The organism is Pacificispira sp. HM-600, assembly GCF_977993705.1.
This window is the reverse complement of the sequence record NZ_OZ388079.1, coordinates 3,176,670-3,191,883: the sequence shown is the minus strand read 5'-3', so window position 1 is coordinate 3,191,883 and position 15,214 is coordinate 3,176,670. Positions and strand designations below refer to the sequence as shown.

Below are 15,214 nucleotides of genomic sequence, written 5' to 3'. Positions count from 1 at the left end.
GGCTGCCTTAGCCTGGAGCGCGGCGACCGCCTAGGCGCCGCATCAGGAGGCGTGGATGTCTGAGCCCACGGGCGCATGGAAGCGCACCGCCGCGGGGGCCGGTTTGCTCGGTCCGGACGGGTCGGTCTCGCCGACGATCTTCGCCGAGATGACCGCGCTTGCGATGAGTACCGGCGCGATCAATCTCGGCCAGGGTTTTCCGGACGAGGACGGACCCCTGGAGGTGCTGGACGCCGCCCGCGAGGCCATCGCGCAGGGGGCCAACCAGTACGCGCCCGGTCGAGGCATCCCCGATCTGCGTCTGGCGATCAGTGAACACCAGCAGCGCTTCTACGGACTCCGGTTGGACCCCGACGCGCACGTTCTCGTCACAGCCGGGGCGACCGAGGCAATCGCGGCCACGCTTCTCGCCGTCGTGGACTCCCCCGACGACGAGATCGTGGTGTTCGAGCCGTACTACGACTCCTACGCCGCCTGCGTCGCCCTCGCGGGCGCCCGGCTCGTGACGGTTCCTCTCCGCTGGCCCGACTTTCAACCCGACCTCGATGCGCTCGAGCGCGCGGTCACCGATCGCACCCGGGTCATCCTGGCGAACAACCCCCACAATCCGACCGGCGCTGTCTTCGAGACACCGGTGCTTCAGCGCATCATCGAGCTCGCAGAGCGGCACGACGCCATCATCGTCGCCGACGAGGTCTACGAGCACCTGACGTTCGGTGTGGCGCACGTGCCGTTGGCGACGTTGCCCGGCGGCTGGGACCGAACCCTCACGATCTCGTCGGCCGGCAAGACCTTCTCCACGACGGGGTGGAAGATCGGCTGGGCCACCGGCCCCGCGACGCTCATCACGGCCGTCAACACGGTCAAGCAGTACCTGACGTATTCGAACGGGACGCCGTTCCAACCGGCCATCGCGACCGGTTTGCGCCTGCACGACTCCTTCTTCGAGGGCATCGCCTCGGCACTGGCGCGCAAGCGGGACATCCTGGGCGCGGGTCTGCGCGCGGCGGATTTTGTCGTATCCGAACCGCGCGGCTCGTACTTCACAGTGGCGGATGCCGCACCGCTGGGAATCACGGATGCCACGGAGTTCTGCCGTCAGCTGCCCCAGCTGGCCGGGGTCGTCGGCGTTCCCGTCTCGGCCTTCGTCACCACGGAGCACCGTGCGGAGTACGCGACGCTCGTCCGCTTCGCGGCGTGCAAGCGTGTCGAGGTGCTCGAGGAGGCCGCCGGGCGTCTCGCCGCACTCGCCCGCTGAGAGGGGCGATTACCGCGGCTCGACGCGGAAACGACGGAGCGCCAGCGCCGGGTTCGTTCGTCGCACGCGCTCGACGGCTGCGCGCTCCACGAAACCCACCACGACGTCCGTCCCCGTTCCCAGGGCCGCGATCTCGACACCCTGCGGATCGATGACGGCGCTGTGTCCGACTCCGAGGGGCGGCGGATGATCCGCCGCCGCCACGTAGAGCGTGTTCTCGATGGCTCGGGCCCGGAGCAACGTCTGCCAGTGATACTCCTTGAGCGGACCGCGGACCCACTCGGCCGGCACGAGCACCACATCGGCTGCGGCGTCCGCCAGCAGCCGTGTCACCTCGGGGAACCGCAGGTCATAACAGGTCTGCAGGGCGAACCGCATCCCGGCACACTCGAACGTCTGGGGTTCGGTGATCTCGCCCGCCTCGACCCAGTCGGACTCGCGCTGGCCGAACGCGTCATACAGGTGGAGCTTGCGGTAGGTAGCAAGCACTCCCCCGCCATCGACGGCAACAACCGTGTTGCGCACGCGTTTGTTGTCCTCGGCCCGCTCGACCATGCCCGCGACGATGCAGATATCGTGCAGGTCGGCAAGCGCCACGAGCCCGGCCACAAAGGTCCCGTCGAGCGTTTCGGCGTTGGCAGCGAGCGACTCGTCAAAAGGGTCGACGAAATAGCTCGAATACTCGGGAAACAGCACGAGCCGCGCACCGCGGGCCACAGCCCGCTCGACGAGTTCCGCGATGGATTCGAGGTTCACGGCGCGAGAGGCTGTCGGTGCGAACTGCGCCACAGCGACTCCCACGGCCGCCCCCGGGCTCGCGCCTCGGTCCCGTGCAGTCATGACCGCTCCTCCCCGCGGGTGCGCCAGACAAGTGGCACCACGACCCACAACACCACGATCAGCGCCGCGAGCGACACTCCCGCGATCAGCGCCGCGTCACGAGCCAGCACGACATCAAAAACAAAGGCGACCACTCCGACCAGCAGGATCGACACCGTTGCGAGCGCGGTGATGAGCGCCGCGTGGCCGTAGGTGACGATGAGCTCCTTTTCGCGTCGGCGGAAGAGAAACCGGTGCAGCGCGACGGGCGCGAGCGCGATGATGGCGCTCAACGCAGACGCAACGACCAGAAACAGGTAGAACGCGCGTTGGCCCTCGTCGAGGTCGGCGAACGCCGGCTGGAACGCCAGGGCGAGCAGAAAGCCGGTGAGGATCTGGGTGCCGGTCTGCAGAACCCGAAGTTCCTGCAGCACCTCGATCCAGTTGCGGTCGTAGCGCTCCGACGGAGTCTCGTGTCGCCCGTCTTGGGCGCTCTCTGCCGGATCAGGATCGTCGGATGCGTTGTGTCGCGCGCCATGCGCAATCCCTTCGGCATCGACCATTTTCCCATCCTGACGTGCGACTCGGTATGCGGCAACCCGGTGGGGAAAGCAGAAGGTCCCGGATGCCTGAACGGTTTCCGGGACCTTCTTTTTGTTGCGGGGGCAGGATTTGAACCTACGACCTCTGGGTTATGAGCCCAGCGAGCTACCGAGCTGCTCCACCCCGCGGCACAAGAAACAAGCCTAGCACGACCTCAAGGGGCGGTCGAATCGAGACGAGTGTGGCCGCGATATCAGGACCGGGGCTCGAGCCGCCCGACTCCGTAGCGGCGTTCGGGTGGGACATCCGTCGCCGCACACAGAGCGACCCACACCTCGCGGGGGTCAACACCGGCGGCAATCGCAACAGCAGCCGTGCGACCACCGAGTGCGTCCAGGCTGAGATCGGCCGTGACGACGGCACCGTAGGCGGCGCCGAACTCATCCTCGACGGCGCGTTCGAATTCGCTTCGACGCATCCGGGGTCAGCGCAGCGACAGCTCGGCGTCGACCGACGCGACGAGGTCGTCGGGAACAACATCCGGGAAGGTCTGGAGGCCTTCCATCACCGAGATGCGATCGCCGACCTCGCGCATGATGGTCGAAATGGGCACATCGAGCGCCTCAGCCACAGAAGCGAGGATCTCGCTCGAAGCTTCCTTCTGACCACGCTCGACCTCGCTGAGGTAGCCGAGCGCAACGCTTGCCTTGCCGGCGACCTGACGGAGGGTCTGACCCTTCTGCAGACGGAAGTCCCGAAGGACGTCCCCGATCTCTTGACGAACCAGGATCATGATGCCCCCTCCTCACTGTCCTCGCTGTGCCCCACCGGGTGGGCCACTTTACAACACCGAATGGTGCCAATCTAATGCCCTGCGCTATGCAGAGGCTGGGAATCACCGAATGTAACGGAGACGAAACACGAGGTATTCCCGGGTCGCGTCCCTCATACGGCATCTCCTCATAGGGCAGCCCTCATACGGAAGTGAGGAGCGCGCGCAACGCGTAGCGGACCGTCTCCGCACGAATCGCACCCCGGTCACCCTCGAGTCGCAGCGAAAGGACCCGCGACTCTGTCGGGGTGCTCACGCCGATGTGCACCGTACCGACCGGCTGCCCGTCGGGCGAGTCGGGACCCGCGATGCCTGTCGTCGAGATCCCGACGTCCGCGCCACGCCCCTCGACCGCCACGGCACGACGGACGCCCTCTGCCATCTGCCGGGCCACCTCGGGGTGCACGGCCCCGTGCTCGGCCAGCAGCGCCCCGTCCACTCCCAAGAGCGAGTGCTTGAGCGGGGTGGCGTACGCGACGATGCCGCCGACGACCGTGGCGGACGCTCCGGGCACCGCGATGAGCGCCGCCGCGAGCATCCCGCCCGTGAGCGACTCCGCGATGCCGAGAGTCCAGCCGCGGTGGCGCAAGCTCTCGAGCGCACCCACCGCATCCACGGCGGCATCACCCGCTTCTGCATACGCGCGCCACTCCCCCGGGGGCAGCGCCTCGTCGGTCATGACGGGTCTGTGTGCGGGCGGCGAGCGGTCCGCGAACGACGGGAGCCGCGGATCTCGGTCACGACGTAGTCGATCCCGCTCGCGATGGTGAGGATGACGGCGACCCACATCGTCACGATGTTCACCCAGACGATCCAGTCCCCCACGACCGTCGCCAGCGGCAGCAGGGCGAGCGACAGGGCGACGGCCTGCGCGACGGTCTTGAGCTTGCCCATCCACGCAGCCGCGACGACATGGTCACTCGCGACGACCAGCCGATGGACGGTGATCCCGACCTCGCGGATCAGCACGACGACCGTGATCCACCACGGGAGTTCGGCCAGGATCGACAGCCCGATGAAGGCGAATCCCGTAAGCACCTTGTCGGCGATCGGGTCGAGCAGCTTGCCCAGGTCGGTGACGATCTTGTAGCGCCGCGCGATGTACCCGTCGATCCCGTCCGTCGCGATCGCGACAATGAACAGCACCGCGGCCCACCAGCGCAGCGGGCCATCCGCGCCACCATCGGCAAGGAGCATCCACAGAAAAACGGGAGCACAGAGGATCCGCGCGATCGTGATCGCGTTCGGAAGCTGCCGGGGAACGGCCATCAGTCGCGCCCCGTCAGGCCCCAGGCGTCCTCGTCGTTGTCCTCAGCGTCAACGACCGGCAGGCCGTCGTACTGGGCAGCGAGAGAGTCGGCGACCGCGTCGGTACCGTAGCGCGTGTCCGCCACGTACCCCGCCGCCGGAGCCGGAGCCGCGGCGGGGGCAGCGGGCGCCGCCGGTGCCGCGGGTGCAGCCGGGGCCACGTCGCCGCGCAGCATGCCCAGCACCTCGGGCAACTGTTCGGCGGTCACGAGAACGTCACGAGCCTTCGAGCCCTCCGAGGGACCGACGATCTCGCGCGCCTCGAGCAGGTCCATCAGGCGCCCGGCCTTGGCGAACCCGACACGGAGCTTGCGCTGGAGCATCGAGGTCGACCCGAACTGGGTCGAGACGATCAGTTCCGCGGCCGCAAGCAGCAGCTCGAGATCGTCGCCGATGTCGGCATCGATCTCTTTCTTCTCGGCCACGGCCGCGACATCCGATCGGTATTCCGGTCGCGCCTGTCCGGTCACGTACGCCACGACCGTCTCGATCTCGCGCTCGCTGACCCACGCGCCTTGCACACGGATCGCCTTCGAAGCGCCCATCGGCAGGAACAGTCCGTCGCCCTGACCGATGAGGCGGTCGGCGCCGGGCTGGTCGAGAATGACTCGGGAGTCGGTGACGCTCGTCACGGCGAACGCCAGACGCGAGGGCACGTTGGCCTTGATCAGACCGGTGACGACGTCGACGCTCGGGCGCTGGGTGGCCAGGACGAGGTGGATGCCCGAGGCACGGGCGAGCTGCGTGATACGGACGATCGAATCCTCGACGTCGCGCGGAGCGACCATCATCAGGTCGGCGAGCTCATCGACGACGACCAGCAGGTACGGATACGGCTTGAGCACGCGCTCGCTGCCCGCGGGGAGCTGGATCTCGTTGGCGACGACGGCCTTGTTGAAGTCGTCGATGTGACGGAAGCCGAACGACGCGAGGTCGTCGTACCGCATGTCCATCTCTTTCACGACCCATTGCAGCGCCTCGGCGGCCTTCTTCGGGTTTGTGATGATGGGCGTGATCAGGTGCGGCACGCCGGCGTACGACGTCAGCTCGACGCGCTTCGGGTCGATCAGCACCATGCGCACCTCGGACGGCTTCGCGCGCATCAGCAGGCTCGTGATCATCGAGTTCACGAAGCTCGACTTACCCGAACCCGTCGACCCCGCCACCAAGAGGTGGGGCATCTTGGCGAGGTTGGCGACGACGAATCCGCCACCGACATCCTTACCCACACCGATCGTCATGGGATGCGTCGACTGCTGCGCGTTGCCCGAGCGCAGCACGTCGCCGAGGGTCACGATCTCGCGGTCGGCGTTCGGAATCTCGACGCCGATCGCGCTCTTGCCGGGAATCGGGGCGAGGATGCGGACCTCGTTGGATGCCACGGCGTACGCGATGTTGTTGGTCAGCGCCGTGATGCGCTCGACCTTGACGCCCGGGCCGAGCTCGATCTCGTACTGCGTGACTGTCGGACCGCGCGAGAAGCCCGTGACCCGCGCATCCACGCCGAACTGACGCAGCACCTCGGTGAGCGAACGCACGACCTCGTCGTTCGCGGCCGAGCGCGCCTTGGCGGGGGTTCCTGCGGCGAGAGCGCTGACGGACGGCAGGCGATAGGGGTTCGCCGGGCGGTTTCCCGCGAGCGCGCCGTCTGTTCCGAGGCCGGACAGTCCGGGCAGCACGCCGTCATCGACCGCTTCGGTGGCGTCGTCGTGAATGGATGTGCCATGGATCGACGTCCCGTGCTGCCGCGCGGCCGCGGCCGCGCGTTCGGCATCGGCGAGCAGGTTCGGGTCGATGACCTCGGTCAGCGCGTCGGGCGAGAATACCGGGGCGGGCGGAACCGGCGGCACCGTGGCGATGGCCTGTTCGAAACCGCCGTGGCTCGAACCGGGCGTGAGCAACTCCGTGAGGTCCTGCGAACTCAGCCCACCCTCGGGGTCCTCCTCGCGGCCGGTCTTGTTGCGTCGCCACCACGGGGTCGCCGGATCTTCGGGCTCCGCCTGATCCTGGGCCTGGCCCTGATCCTTGGCGGCACCCTCGGGCCGCGCGTGCTCACCGAACATCCACGCGTAGAGATCGCCCAGCCGCGAACCGATGCGGTTCGGCGGGGTCTTGGTGATGATCAGGACACTCAGGATCGCGACGAGGACCAGCACGATCCAGGCGCCGATGGGCGTCAGGAGCGCCAACGGTTCGGCGACCATCCAGCCGAACAGACCGCCGGATGCACTCAGCACGGGCAGCCCCGAGCTCGGCACCGGCCTGTCGCCGGCCAGGTGGCAAAAGCCCGCGCCCGTCAGGATGAGCATGCCGAAGCCGATACCGATCCGACCGTTGTCGTGCACGCTCGAGGGGTGGCGGAAGAGCCATCCGGCCAGCAAGAGAATCATCACCGGGAGGACGAAACTCAGTCGACCGAGCATGCCTCCGACGGTGTAGTCCGAGATCGTCCCCGCGACGTCGTTGCCGATGAAGAACCATTCGATGACACCGCCGGCGATCGCCAACAGCACGAGCAAGAACGGGAAGCCGTCGCGCCGCTGATCCTTCTCGAGAGTCTCTGGGCCGAAAGCGCGGAACACCCCACCCACCCCGTGGGCGAGGCCCATCCAGGCACGAGCGATCACGGGTGGACGTTCGGGCTCGTCGTCGTACCGCTTGGGTGCGGGCGCGGGCTTCCGCGCGCGCGTCGTGGTGCCCTTGGCGGGCGCGCGGCCGCTCTTGGTCGGGCTGGTGCTCCTGGCCATTCCCCCACGGTACGACTGACGTGCGACGTTCGGGCGCAGCGACGCGGCTCCGCTTCAGCCCGGTCTCAGCCCGAACTCACCGCAGGCGCTTGACCATGGTGTCTCGGCCGACCCCGGGTTGCGTCACGGCGAAGCCCTCTGAGCGATAGAACACGGCGGCGAAGTTGCCGCGCTCGACGTTCAGGCTGAGGCGAGCGAACCCGGCCTGCGCCGCATGGGTCGTGAGCTGCTTGAGCAGCGCCCGCCCCACGCCGTGCGCCCGCCAGATCGGCCGGACCCCGATGATCATCTCGGGAACTCCCGTGCCGACATGGGCGAACGCGGGGTCGGTACGGGGAAGCATCCGGTACCAGGCGGCACCGATGGGTGATCCCTGCGGGTCGAGCGCGACGAACCCGGCGTCGCTCGGACGCATCCATCCCGCGACGAACCGGCCGTGCTCGGGCGTGGACAGAATCTGGTGCCGCGGCCGCGCGCCCCCCGCGCGCCAATTGACCGCTTCGACAACCATGTCCGCCAAGAACCCGCCATCCGCCTGGGCGGCGGGTCGTGTGGTGAACGAGGCGGGCATGCGGCGAGTGTAGCGGCGCACGAGAACAGGCGAATACACGAAGACAGGCAGATCTGCGTGGGATCTGCCTGTCTCCGGGTGATTGCCTGCCTGGGTGCGGTTGCCTGTCTCCGTGCGATCGCGCGCGGGCTACGCCTCGATGACGAGCGGCACGATCATCGGCCGGCGACGCAGCGACTGGCTCACCCAGCGACCGATCGTGCGGCGGACGATCTGCGCGAGCGCATGCGTGTCGCGTACACCCGACTGCGCGGCCTCCTCGAGCGCCGCGGCGATCTTCGGCTTGACGCTGTCGAACACCTTGTCGTCTTCGGCGAAGCCACGCGCATGGATCTCGGGGCCGGTGATGATCTTGCCGGTGGCGGCATCGACGACGACGATCACCGAGATGAACCCCTCTTCGCCGAGGATGCGCCGATCCTTGAGGTCCGCATCCGTGATCTCGCCCACGGTCGAACCGTCGACGTAGACGAAGCCGATGTCGAGCTGACCGACGACGGATGCGACGCCGTCACGCAGATCGATGACCGTGCCGTTCTCGGCCAGGAACGTGCGCTCAACGGGAACGCCGCTCGAGTGGGCGATACGCGCATTGGCGGTCAGGTGACGGTACTCGCCGTGGATCGGCAGGACGTTCTTGGGCTGGAGGATGTTGTAGCAGTAGAGCAACTCCCCCGCCGCCGCGTGGCCCGAGACGTGCACCTTGGCATTGCCCTTGTGGACGACGTTGGCGCCGAGCTTGGTGAGCCCATCGATCACACGGTAGACCGCGTTCTCGTTGCCCGGAATCAGGCTCGAGGCGAGGATGACGGTGTCACCCGGGCCGGGCTCGATGTCGTGGTCGAGGTTCGCCATGCGGCTGAGCACGGCCATCGGCTCGCCCTGCGAACCGGTCGACATGTAGACGATCTTGTCGTCGGGCAGGTCGCGGGCCTTCTTGTAGTCGATGAGCACGCCCGGCGGTACGCGCAGGTACCCGAGGTCCGCCGCGATTGTCATGTTTCGCACCATGCTGCGCCCGAGGAATGCCACTCGGCGGCCATTGGCGGCCGCCGCATCCAGCACCTGCTGCACGCGGTGCACGTGACTCGAGAAGCTGGCCACGACCACGCGGCGCGGAGCCTTGGCGATCACCTGATCGAGCACCGGACCGATCGAGCTTTCGAGCGGGGTGAAACCCGGGACATCCGCGTTGGTCGAATCCACCAAGAACAGGTCGACGCCCTCTTCGCCCAGGCGCGAGAACGCACGGAGGTCGGTCAGGCGCCCATCGAGCGGCAGCTGGTCCATCTTGAAGTCGCCGGTCGCGAGCACGAGGCCCGCGGGGGTACGGATCGCCACGGCGAGGGCATCCGGAATCGAGTGGTTCACGGCGATGAACTCGAGGTCGAACGGGCCGACCTTCTCGCGGTCGCCCTCGCGCACCGTGAGGCTGTACGGCCGGATGCGGTGCTCTTTGAGCTTCGCCTCGATGAGCGCGAGCGTCAGCCCCGAACCGATGATGGGGATGTCGCTCTTGAGCTTCAGCAGGTACGGCACCGCGCCGATGTGGTCTTCGTGACCGTGCGTCAGGACGAGGCCGACGATGTCGTCGAGGCGGGACTTGATCGGCTCGAAGTCAGGCAAGATCAGGTCGACGCCTGGCTGGTGCTCTTCGGGGAAGAGCACGCCGCAGTCGACGATGAGCAGCTTGCCCTCGTACTCGAAGACGGTCATGTTGCGACCGATCTCGCCGAGACCGCCCAGGGGGAAGACGCGGAGGGTGCCGGCGGCGAGCGCGGGCGGATCGTAAACGTTGGTGGGCATGCTGCCTCCATGGATGCAGCGAGGCATCCGGTCGTGTGTTGTTGTGGTGTGCGCGGCCCGATAGAGGGTCCGCGGCTTTGGCTATCTGGCGCCCGTTCGGGCTTTGGTGTGAGAGTTCGCCTGGGTGAGAGACGAGCGAGCTTTATCGAGTGGTGCCGTGGATCTTGGGAAGCGCGCCGCCCGCGGCCGCGTTTCGGTCGGGGCGGAAGTTCGAGAAGTCAGCGCCGGCGACGTCGCGGACGAGAGCCAGCTCGTCCTCGATCGTTGCGGCTTCCCACTCTTCGGGCCCGACGAGCGGCAGGCGCACGCGCGGGCTGCCGATGCGGCCGAGGCCGTGCAGGATGTACTTCGCCGCGACCGTACCCGGTACGTGCGTCATGACGGCACGGACAAGGGGCTCGAGCTGCTTGTGCGCCGCCGTAGCGGCGGCGAGGTCGCCACGGTTCACGGCATCCACGATCGTCCGGTACGGGGTCGCAGTGATGTTCGCCGTCACGCCGATCATGCCGGCGGCACCGATCGCCAGGTGCGGCAGCACGTTGGCGTCGTCGCCCGAGAAGTACATCAGATCGGTCTGGTTGAGCACCCGGCTGACCTCACTGAAGTCGCCCTTGGCATCCTTCACGGCCAGGATGTTCGGGTGCTTCGCGAGCCGAAGGATCGTCTCGTACTTGATCTCGACGCCCGTGCGGCCCGGGATGTCGTACAGGATGACGGGCAGGTCCGTGGCGTCGGCAACGAGGCGGAAGTGCGTCAGGATGCCGGCCTGCGTGGGCTTGTTGTAGTACGGCGTGACGATCATGATGCCGTCGGCGCCGGCCTTCTCGCTCGCCTTATAGAGCCCGATCGCGTGGGCCGTCTCGTTCGAGCCGCCACCCGTGATGATCTTGGCTCGACCGGCCGAGACGTCCTTGCCGACCTCGACGAGACGGAGCTTCTCGGCATCCGTCAGCGTGCTCGTCTCACCCGTCGTGCCCGTGACGACGATGCCGTCCGCACCCGCCGTGATGACGTCGTCGATGTGCTTTTCGACAGCGGGCCAATCGACCTCGCCGTCGGCCGTCATCGGAGTGACGAGCGCGACCAGCACCTGACCGAACGGATTGGCGGTGTGCGTCATGGTTCCTAGGCTATCGGGCCGCGGTGCGGTGGACCCTCACCCGTGCCGACCGCGGAGACGTCGGGGGCAACGAACGCATGATCAGCGGCCGCTCTCCCCCACCCGCGCGGCGACGTTTGGCGGCACCAAACGGGTCAGAGCCACGAGTGCCTTGTACCGCAGCGACGGCACCGAGACAGCCTTGCCGCGGGCGATATCGCGGAGGGATTCCGCGACGACGTCGGATGCGTCGAGCCAGAGCGCGGCGGGCACACCTTCGTTACCGGGTGCGAGACCCATCCGCTCGTGGAAGCCCGTGTGCGTGAACCCCGGGCAGACAGCCGTGACGGTCACCCCGCGCGGTGCGTACCGGCCGTTCGCCCATCGACTGAAACTGATCAGCCAGCCTTTGCAGGCGCCATAGGTCGAAAGCGGAATGAACCCGGCCACCGAAGCGATGTTGACGATCCGCCCGCTGCCCCGCTCGAGCATGCCGGGCAGCACCGCCCGCATCAGTCGCATCGGCACCTCGACGTGCAGCGCCAGGTGCCGCGCCTCATCTTCGATGTCGTTGCTCTCGAAAGCCAGATCCAACCCGAACCCGGCGTTGTTGACGAGCATCTCGATCGGGCGCGCCACGTCGGCGAGGCGATCGGTCACCTTCTGGAGCTGGCGAGGCTTGGTGAGGTCGACGGCGAGCACCTCGTACGAGATGCCGTGGTCGCGGACGAGCTCGGCACCGAGGCGCTCGAGCTCCGCACGATCGCGGGCGACGAGCACGAGGTCCGCGCCGCGCGCCGCCAGTTGGCGGGCGTATTCGGTGCCGAGTCCCGAGCTGGCACCCGTGATGAGCGCGGTCTTGGCCATGGGGCGCGTTCCCGACGCCTTAGGGCGCGACTCGTCCGTTGCCGTTGAACGACGCGTGCGTGAACGGCATGAGTTCGGTCCAGATGTGCTCCATCTTTTCCGCCACCATCTCGATCTCACGCTGTGGGAAAGAGGGGAAGTGCGTGCCCTCACGCTTGGTGCGCAGCGACAGGAAGTTCATCAGGGCGCGGGCGTTCATCGTGACGTACATCGAAGAATAGATGTTCAGCGGAAGCACGATTCGGGCGACCTCGCGGGCAACGCCGGCGTCGAGCATCCGCTGGTACGCCTCGAACGCGTGGACGGATGCTTCGCGCGTAACGGCGTCCGTCAGCTCGGTCTGTTCGGGGGTCCCCTCGAGGAACTCGTATGCACCCGGCTTGCCGACCTGGATCAGCCGGCGGTCTGCAGCGGGGACGTAGAAGACGGGACGGAGCTCGCGGTAGCGGCCCGATTCTTCGTTGTACGAGGCGATGCGGTGCCGCATGAACTCGCGGAACACGAAGATCGGCGCCTGCACGTAGAACGTCATCGAGTTGTGTTCGAACGGCGAACCGTGGCGGTCGCGCATCAGGTAGTTGATCAGGCCGCGATCACGAGCGGATGCGTCCGCCCCCGAAGCGGCCTCTTCGAGCGTCTGCTCGCCCATCGTCGAGACACGGGCGGCGAACAACACGTCACTGTCGGAGGCGCTCGAGCGCACGAGCTCGACGGTCATGTCGGAGCGAAACTCGACGGGGGGAACGGTCGACTCGGCGGAGGTAGCGGCATCGGTCACGCGCCCAGACTACCCGCGAGCGTGCGACCGATTGTTACGGCGTCGCCGTCAAAATCGGTCGGGAAGCGACCGACCATAGCTGGCGCGCCTATCCTGGGTTGCTGTGACTCTCGTTGAAGCCCTGATCGGACTGGCCGTCTTGCTGACGGTCACCGTTGTCGCGGGCATTGTGGTGCGCTGGAACCAGGGTCGCGCCCACCATCACGTCGCGCACGAGGTGGTTGAGCCCGCCCGAATCGGCGCCGACGGACTCGGCGACGTCGCCACGCTTCTGCAGTTCAGCACCGATATGTGCTCACGCTGCCCGGGCGTTCACCGCACTCTCTCGGCCGTCGCGGACGCGCGCCCCGGGGTCCGCCACCTGGACGTCGACCTGACCAATCGTCCCGATATCGCCAAGCACTTCCACGTTCTGCAGACCCCGACCACACTCATCCTGGATCGCGCCGGCGTCGTGCAGACGCGCTTCGGCGGTGTACCGCGCCGCGACGTCATCGAGATGGAGCTCGCGCGGCTGACCGGGGTCGAGCCGCAATCGAAGCCCGAGGCCGAACGTGTCTGACCGTGCCGTGCCAGCCGGCATCGACCCGCGCGGCCCGCGGTTCGCGGCGTCGATCACCACTGTTCTGCTCGCCGTCGCGGTGCTGCTCGGATTGACCGGGCTGTCGACCACACGGAGCACCGATTTCGGGTTCGTCGCAGGTGAGAATTCGCTCGCCGGCAGCGGATGGGATGTAGCTCGCGCATCCCTCGCCCAGCGCGTACTCGATCCGGCCTTCCTGCTGATTCTCGTGATTGCGCTGCTGTTCGTGTGGGGCGTCGCCTCTCCGCGCACGGCGCCCTGGGGCGTGCTGTTCCGTCGAGTCATCCGTCCGCGCCTGAAGCCGCCCACCGAACTCGAGGATCCTCGCCCGCCCCGCTTTGCGCAGGGCGTCGGACTGTTCGTCGTGACGATTGGTCTCATTCTGCACCTCACCGGCGTGCCGTGGGCGCTGCCGATCTCCGCCGCCGCGGCGTTCGTCGCGGCATTCCTGAATGCCGTCTTCGGACTGTGCCTCGGCTGCCAGCTGTATCTCGTCCTCCAGCGTGCGGGCCTCGTCGGACGCGCGCGTCCCGCCGTCTGAGATGGAATCAGCGGCGTTACGTCGCGCACGTCCGCGGCCCGGATTAGGCTGACCGAAGACAGGTCGTCGGCGATCCGTGCCGACGATGCAGCGGCACAACCAACCCGGAGGACTCTCATGAGCGTGACGAGCGAAGCCAGCACAGCCTGGAAGGGCAGCCTGATGGGCGGCTCGGGCACGGTCGCCCTCGACACCTCCCACGCCGGCACGTTCGATGTCAACTGGAAGGCTCGTTCCGAGGGATCCGGTTCCGTCACGACGCCCGAAGAACTCATCGCCGCTGCCCACTCGTCCTGCTTCAGCATGGCGCTCTCGCACGCACTGAGCGAGAACGGCACCCCGCCCGAGAGCGTAGACACCACGGCATCCGTCACCTTCGTGCCGGGCACCGGAATCACGGGCAGTCACCTGAACGTCAACGCGGTCGTACCTGGCCTCAGCGCTGAAGACTTCGCCAAGATCGCACAGGACGCGAAGACGGACTGCCCCGTCTCGCAGGCTCTTGCGGGCATCGAGATCACGCTCGAGGCGACGCTCGCCTGAGGCGGGCGGATCGGATGTCTCAACGCGTCGTCATCGCGGGCGCCTCGGGCCTCATCGGCCGGACGCTCACCGACAGTCTTCTCGCCGACGGTGTCGAGGTGACGACTCTCGTTCGACGTGAGCCTCAGGGCCCTTCGGAGGTTCGCTGGTTGGACGGGTCGCCGCTCGATCCGAGCGTGCTCGCGGGCGCCACGGCCGTCGTCAACCTGAACGGTGCGAGCATCGGGCACATCCCCTGGACGCCGTCGTACAAGCGCACCCTCGTCTCGTCACGGCTCGAGGCCACGGGAGTCCTCGCGGAAGCTTTGCGGGCACTCGGCGACGACGCTCCGGCATTCGTGTCCGCCAGCGCGATCGGCTACTACGGGTCCGTGCCCGGCCGCGAGTTTCGCGAGGATGCGGGCCCCGGTGGCGGATTCCTCAGCGACCTGTGCGTCGAATGGGAGGCCACCGCGCGCACAGCCGGGACCGCGCGCGTCGCGCTTCTCCGGACGGCACCCGTCGTGCACCCCGAGAGCGTCTTGAAGCCGCTCATTCTGCTGACGAAGTTCGGGCTGAGTGGACCGATGGGCCGCGGCACACAGGTGTGGCCTTGGATCTCGCTCGTCGACGAAGTGCGCGCCATCCGGCACATCATCGACGCCGAGCTCGAAGGTCCCGTCAACCTGTCGGGCCCGACGCGGGCGACCGCGAATGACCTCGGCTTCGCGCTGGCGAGGCGCATGAACCGCCCTTACGTCCTGCGCGCACCCGCATGGGCTCTCCGGCTGGGACTCGGACGCGACATGGCCGACGCGGTGCTTCTCGTCGATGCGCATGTCATTCCGGCCGCGCTCAAGGCATCCGGCTTCACGTTCACGCACGCGACCGTCGACGAGGCGGTCGCGGCGATCATTCCTGTCGGGCGCTGAGCATGCCG

The 15,214-nt window shown here is 67.6% G+C and carries 17 protein-coding genes and 1 tRNA gene; 5 read left to right on the top strand and 13 right to left on the bottom strand.

Annotated features, from left to right (window positions below):
- Positions 1-55: 55 nt before the first annotated feature.
- The gene (locus ACXZ1E_RS15255; protein ID WP_458041293.1) at positions 56-1,258 is read left to right on the top strand and encodes an aminotransferase class I/II-fold pyridoxal phosphate-dependent enzyme; all 1,203 of its coding nucleotides are present in this window, start codon (positions 56-58) and stop codon (positions 1,256-1,258) included.
- A 9-nt stretch (positions 1,259-1,267) separates the two neighbouring features.
- On the opposite strand, the gene ACXZ1E_RS15250 is transcribed toward ACXZ1E_RS15255, so the two are convergent.
- The 13 genes from ACXZ1E_RS15250 to thyX form a co-directional block, all read right to left on the bottom strand.
- Positions 1,268-2,098 (bottom strand): carbon-nitrogen hydrolase family protein, encoded by an 831-nt coding sequence (locus tag ACXZ1E_RS15250; protein WP_458041292.1) that lies wholly within the window; start codon positions 2,096-2,098, stop codon positions 1,268-1,270.
- Positions 2,095-2,640, bottom strand: coding sequence for a DUF6328 family protein (locus ACXZ1E_RS15245; RefSeq protein ID WP_458041291.1), 546 nt, complete (start codon positions 2,638-2,640; stop codon positions 2,095-2,097). The genes ACXZ1E_RS15250 and ACXZ1E_RS15245 overlap by 4 nt, the downstream gene beginning before the upstream one ends.
- A gap of 94 nt (positions 2,641-2,734) precedes the next feature.
- A tRNA-Met gene (locus tag ACXZ1E_RS15240) sits at positions 2,735-2,808 on the bottom strand.
- A gap of 65 nt (positions 2,809-2,873) precedes the next feature.
- The gene (locus tag ACXZ1E_RS15235; RefSeq protein WP_458041290.1) at positions 2,874-3,098 is read right to left on the bottom strand and encodes a DUF3046 domain-containing protein; all 225 of its coding nucleotides are present in this window, start codon (positions 3,096-3,098) and stop codon (positions 2,874-2,876) included.
- A gap of 6 nt (positions 3,099-3,104) precedes the next feature.
- The gene (locus tag ACXZ1E_RS15230; RefSeq protein ID WP_036297033.1) at positions 3,105-3,413 is read right to left on the bottom strand and encodes a helix-turn-helix domain-containing protein; all 309 of its coding nucleotides are present in this window, start codon (positions 3,411-3,413) and stop codon (positions 3,105-3,107) included.
- A 181-nt stretch (positions 3,414-3,594) separates the two neighbouring features.
- A complete protein-coding gene (locus tag ACXZ1E_RS15225; protein ID WP_458041289.1) occupies positions 3,595-4,131 on the bottom strand; it encodes a CinA family protein in 537 nt (178 codons plus the stop codon).
- Entirely contained in the window at positions 4,128-4,721 is a 594-nt protein-coding gene (pgsA, locus tag ACXZ1E_RS15220; protein WP_458041288.1) for a CDP-diacylglycerol--glycerol-3-phosphate 3-phosphatidyltransferase, read from the bottom strand. The genes ACXZ1E_RS15225 and pgsA overlap by 4 nt, the downstream gene beginning before the upstream one ends.
- Positions 4,721-7,507 carry a DNA translocase FtsK gene (locus ACXZ1E_RS15215; RefSeq protein ID WP_458041287.1) on the bottom strand — a complete coding sequence of 929 codons (2,787 nt, stop codon included), beginning with the start codon at positions 7,505-7,507 and terminating at the stop codon, positions 4,721-4,723. The genes pgsA and ACXZ1E_RS15215 overlap by 1 nt, the downstream gene beginning before the upstream one ends.
- A gap of 76 nt (positions 7,508-7,583) precedes the next feature.
- Complete coding sequence (locus ACXZ1E_RS15210; RefSeq protein WP_458041286.1) at positions 7,584-8,078, bottom strand: N-acetyltransferase family protein; 495 nt, start codon at positions 8,076-8,078, stop codon at positions 7,584-7,586.
- Positions 8,079-8,207: 129 nt separating this feature from the next.
- Positions 8,208-9,884, bottom strand: a complete 1,677-nt coding sequence (locus tag ACXZ1E_RS15205; RefSeq protein ID WP_458041285.1) for a ribonuclease J — start codon at positions 9,882-9,884, stop codon at positions 8,208-8,210.
- 142 nt (positions 9,885-10,026) lie between these two features.
- Complete coding sequence (dapA, locus tag ACXZ1E_RS15200; protein WP_458041284.1) at positions 10,027-11,004, bottom strand: 4-hydroxy-tetrahydrodipicolinate synthase; 978 nt, start codon at positions 11,002-11,004, stop codon at positions 10,027-10,029.
- 81 nt (positions 11,005-11,085) lie between these two features.
- Positions 11,086-11,850: an SDR family NAD(P)-dependent oxidoreductase gene (locus tag ACXZ1E_RS15195; RefSeq protein WP_458041283.1), complete on the bottom strand. Its 765-nt coding sequence runs from the start codon at positions 11,848-11,850 to the stop codon at positions 11,086-11,088.
- Between the two features lie 19 nt (positions 11,851-11,869).
- Positions 11,870-12,628 (bottom strand): FAD-dependent thymidylate synthase, encoded by a 759-nt coding sequence (gene thyX, locus ACXZ1E_RS15190; RefSeq protein WP_458351990.1) that lies wholly within the window; start codon positions 12,626-12,628, stop codon positions 11,870-11,872.
- A 103-nt stretch (positions 12,629-12,731) separates the two neighbouring features.
- On the opposite strand from thyX, the gene ACXZ1E_RS15185 reads away from it, so the two are divergent.
- The 4 genes from ACXZ1E_RS15185 (at position 12,732) to ACXZ1E_RS15170 (ending at position 15,206) form a co-directional block, all read left to right on the top strand.
- Positions 12,732-13,190, top strand: coding sequence for a TlpA family protein disulfide reductase (locus tag ACXZ1E_RS15185; RefSeq protein WP_458041282.1), 459 nt, complete (start codon positions 12,732-12,734; stop codon positions 13,188-13,190).
- Complete coding sequence (locus ACXZ1E_RS15180) at positions 13,183-13,752, top strand: DUF4395 domain-containing protein (RefSeq protein WP_458041281.1); 570 nt, start codon at positions 13,183-13,185, stop codon at positions 13,750-13,752. Before ACXZ1E_RS15185 ends, ACXZ1E_RS15180 begins: the two co-directional genes overlap by 8 nt.
- Positions 13,753-13,869: 117 nt before the next feature.
- Positions 13,870-14,295: an OsmC family peroxiredoxin gene (locus ACXZ1E_RS15175; RefSeq protein ID WP_458041280.1), complete on the top strand. Its 426-nt coding sequence runs from the start codon at positions 13,870-13,872 to the stop codon at positions 14,293-14,295.
- A 14-nt stretch (positions 14,296-14,309) separates the two neighbouring features.
- The gene (locus ACXZ1E_RS15170; RefSeq protein ID WP_458041279.1) at positions 14,310-15,206 is read left to right on the top strand and encodes a TIGR01777 family oxidoreductase; all 897 of its coding nucleotides are present in this window, start codon (positions 14,310-14,312) and stop codon (positions 15,204-15,206) included.
- The last annotated feature ends 8 nt before the right edge of the window (positions 15,207-15,214 follow it).

Excerpts from the sequence above, each read along its gene's own strand:
- ACXZ1E_RS15255 (WP_458041293.1), top strand. The coding sequence starts at position 56 with ATGTCTGAGCCCACGGGCGCATGGAAGCGCACCGCCGCGGGGGCCGGT.
- ACXZ1E_RS15250 (WP_458041292.1), bottom strand. The coding sequence starts at position 2,098 with ATGACTGCACGGGACCGAGGCGCGAGCCCGGGGGCGGCCGTGGGAGTC.
- ACXZ1E_RS15245 (WP_458041291.1), bottom strand. The coding sequence starts at position 2,640 with ATGGTCGATGCCGAAGGGATTGCGCATGGCGCGCGACACAACGCATCC.
- ACXZ1E_RS15235 (WP_458041290.1), bottom strand. The coding sequence starts at position 3,098 with ATGCGTCGAAGCGAATTCGAACGCGCCGTCGAGGATGAGTTCGGCGCC.
- ACXZ1E_RS15230 (WP_036297033.1), bottom strand. The coding sequence starts at position 3,413 with ATGATCCTGGTTCGTCAAGAGATCGGGGACGTCCTTCGGGACTTCCGT.
- ACXZ1E_RS15225 (WP_458041289.1), bottom strand. The coding sequence starts at position 4,131 with ATGACCGACGAGGCGCTGCCCCCGGGGGAGTGGCGCGCGTATGCAGAA.
- pgsA (WP_458041288.1), bottom strand. The coding sequence starts at position 4,721 with ATGGCCGTTCCCCGGCAGCTTCCGAACGCGATCACGATCGCGCGGATC.
- ACXZ1E_RS15215 (WP_458041287.1), bottom strand. The coding sequence starts at position 7,507 with ATGGCCAGGAGCACCAGCCCGACCAAGAGCGGCCGCGCGCCCGCCAAG.
- ACXZ1E_RS15210 (WP_458041286.1), bottom strand. The coding sequence starts at position 8,078 with ATGCCCGCCTCGTTCACCACACGACCCGCCGCCCAGGCGGATGGCGGG.
- ACXZ1E_RS15205 (WP_458041285.1), bottom strand. The coding sequence starts at position 9,884 with ATGCCCACCAACGTTTACGATCCGCCCGCGCTCGCCGCCGGCACCCTC.
- dapA (WP_458041284.1), bottom strand. The coding sequence starts at position 11,004 with ATGACGCACACCGCCAATCCGTTCGGTCAGGTGCTGGTCGCGCTCGTC.
- ACXZ1E_RS15195 (WP_458041283.1), bottom strand. The coding sequence starts at position 11,850 with ATGGCCAAGACCGCGCTCATCACGGGTGCCAGCTCGGGACTCGGCACC.
- ACXZ1E_RS15175 (WP_458041280.1), top strand. The coding sequence starts at position 13,870 with ATGAGCGTGACGAGCGAAGCCAGCACAGCCTGGAAGGGCAGCCTGATG.
- ACXZ1E_RS15170 (WP_458041279.1), top strand. The coding sequence starts at position 14,310 with ATGTCTCAACGCGTCGTCATCGCGGGCGCCTCGGGCCTCATCGGCCGG.